The organism is Paraburkholderia sp. 31.1 (assembly GCF_014397645.1).
GTDB lineage: Bacteria > Pseudomonadota > Gammaproteobacteria > Burkholderiales > Burkholderiaceae > Paraburkholderia > Paraburkholderia tuberum.
The window spans coordinates 1-7426 of sequence record NZ_VZQN01000103.1; the positions used below are offsets into that span (position 1 = coordinate 1).

General features: G+C 54.3%; 5 protein-coding genes and 2 pseudogenes. 3 read left to right on the forward strand and 4 right to left on the reverse strand.

Translation table 11 applies throughout. The features are described from left to right. A pseudogene (locus F6X37_RS35020) lies at positions 1-244 on the reverse strand (hypothetical protein); the annotation flags it as partial. A gap of 1100 nt (positions 245-1344) precedes the next feature. Here F6X37_RS35020 and F6X37_RS35025 point away from each other — a divergent pair. Both F6X37_RS35025 and F6X37_RS35030 read left to right on the forward strand, forming a co-directional pair. After that, positions 1345-1941: pseudogene (locus F6X37_RS35025) on the forward strand (sugar transferase); the annotation flags it as partial. 105 nt (positions 1942-2046) lie between these two features. Continuing rightward, positions 2047-3171: a glycosyltransferase gene (locus tag F6X37_RS35030; RefSeq protein WP_187614578.1), complete on the forward strand. Its 1125-nt coding sequence runs from the start codon at positions 2047-2049 to the stop codon at positions 3169-3171. 281 nt (positions 3172-3452) lie between these two features. Here the strand turns inward: F6X37_RS35030 and F6X37_RS35035 are convergent, their stop codons facing one another. From F6X37_RS35035 to F6X37_RS35045, 3 genes are all read right to left on the reverse strand, one after another. Then, on the reverse strand, positions 3453-4373 hold the full coding sequence (locus F6X37_RS35035) for a glycosyltransferase (RefSeq protein WP_187614579.1): 921 nt from the start codon (positions 4371-4373) through the stop codon (positions 3453-3455). A 99-nt stretch (positions 4374-4472) separates the two neighbouring features. Further along, positions 4473-5414 (reverse strand): glycosyltransferase, encoded by a 942-nt coding sequence (locus tag F6X37_RS35040; RefSeq protein WP_187614580.1) that lies wholly within the window; start codon positions 5412-5414, stop codon positions 4473-4475. 257 nt (positions 5415-5671) lie between these two features. Beyond that, the gene (locus tag F6X37_RS35045) at positions 5672-6583 is read right to left on the reverse strand and encodes a polysaccharide deacetylase family protein (protein WP_187614581.1); all 912 of its coding nucleotides are present in this window, start codon (positions 6581-6583) and stop codon (positions 5672-5674) included. A 395-nt stretch (positions 6584-6978) separates the two neighbouring features. Here F6X37_RS35045 and F6X37_RS35050 point away from each other — a divergent pair. After that, a partial coding sequence (locus F6X37_RS35050; RefSeq protein WP_262420153.1) for a Wzz/FepE/Etk N-terminal domain-containing protein occupies positions 6979-7426 on the forward strand: 448 nt, incomplete at its 3' end.

Below are 7426 nucleotides of genomic sequence, written 5' to 3' on the forward strand. Positions count from 1 at the left end.
TCATGAAGTCCCACGAAACGCCGAGGCGAACCGTACCCACGCCCAATCCGGCAATCAGATCCAGGTCCTTTGAGCATTCGCTCAGCGCCGTCTGATCCGCACTCCAGAGATTGCAGTTCACGTCCATCGCAAAATGGTCGTTTCCGCTTCCGGTGGGCGGCGGCTGCAGCGCCGCGAGTTGCTGAGCAGTGGCGGTAGTCGCGTTCGTTGTCTTGGCGCGACCGTTCTTCGCGAAGGCCGACATCGGCTGCCCACACAAAAGTGTTAAGACGGCGAATAAAAAGAAAAGTGTGAGTTTCATTTCTCAACTATAAATGCTGTCGCTTGGAATTGGTCCGAAAACGTCAGAGTTAAGTGTGCCGATGAACATCAATTGTTGAAGCGACCGCATTGACGGCACGGATATGTCGAACACGCGCATCGAATACCGTGTCGACGTCAGAGTCCCGCACTGACACTACACTTCCGAACAGAGCGACTCAATCTTCCTAAGGATGCGCCCCCTTGTTCGGCATCAGTCCCAGCTGAAGTTTGTTGTGTGGCGCAATGCCTCACTATCAGATTTCCGACGCCGGTTGCGCCACGCTTGTCGGCATATCACGAAGTCTTCGCGTCGAACTCCGCAATGAGCGAATCGTCCGATCATGTACGGGAACGCACATCGATTTGTAGTGCCGAGCCGGGATACTTGCGACTTCGATGCGCAGCGCGAGTCATCGCATAGACCTTGCCGCGGTCAGTCATTACACAGGTTGTTCCTTCATCAAATGTTCTTTTTTCCTAAAGATGAAAACTGTCGTCTCTCTTTAGACAAATTCGAAATCACGAGCTTTAGAGAGAACGGTTACACGTCTGATAAAAAGTATGCGTCTGACCTGAACGCTTTGTCATGATATTTACGAGTGATACCTGGCGATAAGACCAATCAAAGAACGAAGCCATGATTCGAATTCTGCGTATTTGATTGGCAGAAGAACTGTTGGTGCACCTGATGAAGGGCGACGTGTCTCGATCGAACTGTACGATGGCGACTTTATGCGCTATTGCTAACATTCGGTCTTTGAGTGAGATGTTACGCTCGTCGTGACTCGTCAGTGAATCAATGAAATTAGCTTCACTAAACGATTCACTTCCACACCAAAATCTGTTTTGCAAGCGCAGGGTGCCTACGCCGGCATCGTTCCCCACGAGTTTCCGAACTGAGGAGATAGTATGTTCGAATCCAACGCCACCGCGGATCCGAAACTGGAAGAGGCGTGCCTTGAGGCGAATTCAAAACAGGTCGCCCTGGATGACTCGAACCCGCAAAGCGAGAACATCTTCGTCGCAAGGTGGGACGACGCAGTGAAGAGAACGATGGACGTTTGCGGGGCGTCGGTTCTACTCATCCTGCTCTTCCCGGTTCTTCTGATAATTGCGCTGGCAGTCATGAGCGATCACGGAAACGCCGTATATGGTCATCCGAGAATTGGCCGAGGAGGACGTACTTTCAAGTGCCTGAAGTTCCGCTCCATGGTCAAGAACTCGGATGAAGTTCTCGCCAAACTGCTCGCAACCGATCCGCAGGCTCGTGCGGAATGGGACCGCGATTTCAAGCTTAAAAACGATATTCGTGTGACGCCGGTTGGCCGCATCCTGCGCAAGACGAGCCTCGATGAGTTGCCGCAACTATGGAACGTGCTGCGCGGCGATATGAGCCTGGTGGGACCCCGTCCTATCGTGCAGAAGGAGCTGGTGCGATATGGCCGCGATGTTCGTTACTACCTCGCGCTGAAGCCGGGAATGACAGGCTTATGGCAGGTCAGCGGCCGCAACGATGTGGACTATCCGACGCGGGTTTCGCTCGACGTCAAATACGCAATGAACCGCTCGCTGACATTCGATATGTCGATTCTTTTGAGAACCGTCAAAGTGGTGTTCGCGAAAGACGGCGCCTACTGAGCCGGCTGGGGCCCTTTCCCTGTCGTAGATTGCATGTCGTCCCGATCGCCGTGACCGATCGGCGATGTGTTCCGCTATTGCTGCGCAATTCACGAGAAACATGTTATGAGAGTGGTCCACGTAATCGAATCGACTGCTACCGGAACGCTTGCAGTTGTGAGCACGCTTGCGACGCGCCTCGCCAAGGAAGGTCACGAGGTGTATGTGATCTATTCAGAGCGCGAGGAAACACCGAAGAATTTGCGCGCGATGTTTCACTCTGACGTCGTCCTGCAGCATCTGCAGATGAAAGGGCCATCATTGGCACGGATCATGTCTGTCTTGCGCCAACAACTCATCGAATTGAACCCGGATATCGTCCATCTGCACTCGTCATTCGCAGGTTTCCTGGGACGAATGTCGACCTTGTTTGCGTTGCCGTCAACGGCGCTTCTTTATAGCCCGCACTGCATCTCTTTCGTACGGCGAGACATAGGCAGGTTGAAGCGATACTGTTTCGCCGCGTTGGAGTTGCTTGCGTGTGTGAAGAACTGCACATACGTGGGCTGCTCCGAGAGTGAATGCGCCGCTATTCGCCGCTATCTTCGGCGAGATGCAGTACTGGTCGAGAACGCGATCGATCGGGCTGTCAGTGTCCTGGGCAACAATCGTTTGGAAAGCGCCGGAAAAGTCGGATCGACGAAAAGGCGAAAAATTGTGACTGTCGGCGGCATTCGTGTGCAAAAGAATCCGCGATTGTTCGCGGAGATTGCACGCTCGTTTGATCGGGACGGCGTCGAGTTCGTATGGATCGGCGACGGCGACGCAGATCTCAGGAGGACGCTCGAGGATGCCGGCGTGCGTGTGACCGGTTGGCTTACGCGTGCTGACGTAATCGCGGCTGTGGCGCAAGCGGATATCTATTTGTCGACAGCTTCCTGGGAGGGAATGCCGATTTCTCTGATTGAAGCAATGACGCTCGGCACACCCGTTGTGGCGTCAGATTGTCCGGGCAATATAGACACCATTCGTCACAATTCGACCGGCGTTCTTTATCGGACGACTGCGGAAGCGGCTTCGCTGATCCGGAAGATGATAGCCGAGGATAAATTTCGTGAAGGTTTATTGCGGCGCGCGCAGAAGGAAGCGCGCAACAGATTCAGTGAAGATCGTTTCTTCAACAACATCGCGCTGCTTTATTCGGCCCAGTTGAGAAGTGTTCGCCAGGGCCGTTCGGTGCTGAGCGAGTGACTACTGCGCGATTTGCAGCAAGCCGTCGTCTGGGACCGATTGCATACAGTGCTCTTGCCGAAGTGAAGAGTAGCGGACAAAAGCCTCTTCACGCGCGTGACCATCAACGCTTCATCGATTCGCGCAGTCGGGACGGGCGAAGAACTGGCCCGAACGTGCCGATGGGGCGCGGCAAGAATCGAAGCACCACTCCGTAGTCAACGTTCACGGAACGCCGATCGCGACGAGACTGACTTTTGAGAAATGGTTTGCGCGTGTCATCGCGCAAACCATTTTAATTTTTAGAGCCGCGCGAGATATCGCTCCACGCCCGAGGCGGCGATTATATCTGTCCACCGTAAATGCAGCAGCGTGGAGGGGTCATTTTTCGGCACCATATCGCCGTGGAAATTGCAGATGCTAGAGAATACGTCTGGGCCCGTTACTTTACATTGAATTCCAAACTTGGCGGCGGCGTTCAGATTCGAAGGCGAGTCATTGCAGATGATTCTTTTGCCGAGCGCAGCATATTCCAGAAGCTTGGTCGGCGTCTGCACGTCGTACGGACGCTTGTACGGGATGGTTGAAATAGCAATCTCGCAGTTGCGAACCACGGCGAGGGCATCGCGTTGCGCAAGACGTCCCGTGAACAGGATGCCGGGCGATCGAAGATATGCGTCGGAGATTTCCTTTTCAACAGGCCCAATCAGAACGAGGGTATCCGAGTCGCGCTTGGCGGCCAGGAAGTCCCTGATGAAGCCGACAAAGCCGCGTTCCCGCGTTATCTCGCCCAGATAACAATACGTTCCCGACGGAAGCGCCTGGTTGCGGTCAGCATCCGTCGCGAAAATCCAATCTGGTACGCCCATCGGCAGGAAAACGGTATCTACGCCGTCGCGGAAGCCCATGACTGCACTCATTGAGTCGTTCTGAAATATTCGAAGGTCGGGCCGCGGTTGAAACGTTTTCTTGATGCTGTCCTTTAGCGCACTGTTACGCCCGACAGACAGCGAGCGGTAATCGTGGATAACGTATTTTGCAGCAGGGATCCTGGGGTAAAAGCCCATGATGCACCAGAGAACGTACTCCTCCGGATTCTTGACTTTTTTGTAATCATCCAGTGTCCCCGACGTTACCTTACAGTCGTTTCTCACAAAATACTTCGTGTAGGCGTCTATCTCAGGATAATTCGCCTTGCCGGGGTGAAGAATGAATATCTGCATGTCATTACCACCGTTCAAATGTCGTCTCTTTGGCTGACTCAGTGCTACCAAGGGCAGTTCGAGTCGCATTCGTTGAAATGTCGCACGTCAATGGATTGGTCAAGCGTTGGTTAGCTTGATATCCGTTGGCAGAAATGTCGCGACGTTGGACTGCTCTATCACCCGGTCCCAAATGAGGTCTGCGAAGTCCGTCCGACGATTCGCTGTCGCACCGCGCGCGGCGTCTTCATCGATTCCGTCAAAGATGTTCGCCGTGGTGATCACACTATGGATTCCCATCTCTTCACAGCATCTGATATTCGACGGCGAGTCGTTGCACACGATTTTCTTGCCGAGCGCAGCATACTCGAGCAGCTTGGTCGGCGTTTGATAGCAGTGCGGCCGGTGATAGGGGAAATAGCACACCGCAACATCGGATTCGACCACGTGCTTCAGCGCCTCACGCTGCGGCAACGGCCCAGTGAAAATGATATTTTTTGTATTCGAAAATCTTTCGTAGATGCGCGGGTCCGGTTTTCCCACCAGGAGGAGGGAGACGTCGCGCTTCTGAAAGTTGTTTATAAATGCTTCCAGCACGCGATCGAAGCCCCGCTCGACGCTCATTTCGCCGATATAACAGAAATCAGCTTTCTTTTCGGTCTGACCGCCATCCTGTACCTCGAAGATCCAGTTCGGCACGCCCATGGGCAGGATCACACTGGGTACGCCGTGACCGAAACCCATGATCTCCTGTTGCCGTTTGTTCTGAAAGATCCGCAGATTCGGCTGGCAATTGAAATACCGCTTCGCGACGTCTTTCATCGCCGGCCAGCCGCCAACGGAGAGAGAACGGTAGTCATGAATGACAAAGTCCGATTCAAACCGGTTCGGATAAAAACCCATGATTTCCCACAACACGAAATCTCGTTTGTTATCGAGGGCGCGGTAATCGCTGATTGTTCCGACCACCACATCCACGCCGCGCGCTTTAAAATAGTTTTGATAGGCAGTAATTTCCGGATAATTGGCGGTACCCGGAGACGTGATGAAGATTTTACGCATGCCGCCTTCCTTTTTAACCGTGGAGATAAGGAACAATAAGGCCGTTACGAATAATGCACTGGTGGTCCGGTTGCGCCTTTGATTGACAGGTGCTCGAACGTTGACCGCTTGTTCTGCTCGAAGCCGAGATCGCGCGCGATAGTGTTTTTATTAGCGAATACCTTATCGTGACGATTCGCCGCCCTGGGTTGGATGCAGCGCGGTGCACGACGGTGTCGTACGCCGCTGCGCGAGCTGTCGCGGCGGCGCTGTGCTTTCTACGCCTGGTTCAATGCACGTGGCCTGCTAAAGATGCGCTGAGCGAGGCGCCTGACGCGTCCCAGTCGCAGATAGCGCGGCACCAACGTCAGGCCCGTGAGCTGCGCGGCGAACCACGACACGGAAGAGTCATCGTCAATGTCGAACGCCTTGAGTCGGAACGGGTCGCTTCCTTCGTCATTCCAGCCCACGTCGGTCGTGCGTGCGGTCTTGTAGCCTGCGGCCTTCAGCAGCTCGACTTCGCGCGGACCATAAATGCCATAGGGATACGCGAAATGCTCGCAAGGCTTACCTACGATCCGTTCTACCTCCGACTTTGATAGCGCAAGCTCTTCAAAGCATTCGTCATCGTCACAGAAGGTTAGTGTCGGGTGATAGCGTGTGTGAGACTGAAAGTCGACATAGGGGCGCATCTCTTCAATATGGGCGGCGCTGAGGCCACTAATCGTCGCCGCTGGGTCTGGCAAGTCCTGACGAAAGCCTCGCGCGTCGAGTTCAGCCAGGCGCTCGTGGTTTTTCATGCGAATCAGCCGCTTCACACCTGCATCCCTCGCGACAGGATGCAGGAACCAGTGAGTACGATCGTGCGCCACGACACTGCTGCAGATGTAAATGGTCGGGTACACGCCGTACTTGATGAATACGGGCAGCAGATTTGCATTGCCGATATGGCCGTCGTCAAACGTGACGGCCACGCGCGGGCGACCACTACCTCGCGAATTTGCCTGCGACAACGGCACGAACTCGACCTTGTCTTTCAGGTACTCAAAATGAGCCTCGAGCGTGGCGGGCGACGGATCGTGATAGAGCAGAATCGCGGCGCGATCGCGCCAGAGAAAGGCTCGAATCGCCGCGGGGGTTCCACTGAAAAGCAGCGCGCGTGTGAATATCTCACGCATGAATTGTTTCATATGCATCCCAAGCTAACGGCGTTGAATGGGATTGTGCCGTCACGGCCATAAAAGCGATGTGCGTTAGCGTACGGAGGTGACGACCGTCTTCAGATAGTCTGGATACTTCTGAAATATACGCTAATTTTCCACCGAGAAATCTACTGCGGGGAAACGGTGGTTCAGCGGAGAATTAGGCAGTCTTATCTTTGTACGGTAAGACGATTATTCTGAAGTTGGTGGCGCGCAAAGCAGAGGAATTGTTGACAGATTGCGTTGCACACCGAACTGACGCGCGCAGCGCCAGCACCGAAAATGTTGCCGTCCCGTGACAAAAAGCGAGATCTGGCAACGCCGCATCGCCTGCACATTAAATCGAGCTTCCACCCTTTTCGTACACCCGCCCTGGGGTTTCGATGAATCAGAACTCTCTGCTTACGAATGCTGCCGTGCTCCGGAATAACGATGTAAGTCTTTCGCGTTATTTCGACGTTCTAATGGCCAACCGCTGGCTGGTCGGTGGAATCGCCGGCGGCGTGCTCGCCCTGGGCGTGGCCTACGCGTTTATCGCGCCGTCGGTGTACCAGGCCGATATTCTCGTGCAGGTTGAAGACAGCATTCCGACCAACAATTCAAAAGGCCCGCTGGGCGACGTCTCCAGCATGTTCGACGTCAAAACAGAGGCGACGGCTGAAATGGAAATCCTGCAGTCGAGAATGGTGGTCGGAAAAGCCGTTGACGATCTGCACCTCGACGTCAGCGCAAAGCCGAAGCGCTTTCCATTGATCGGAGACTGGTTGGGCCGGCAAGCCCGGAGTCTTTCCGAGCCAGGGATCTTTGGATTTGGCGGATATGCATGGGGCG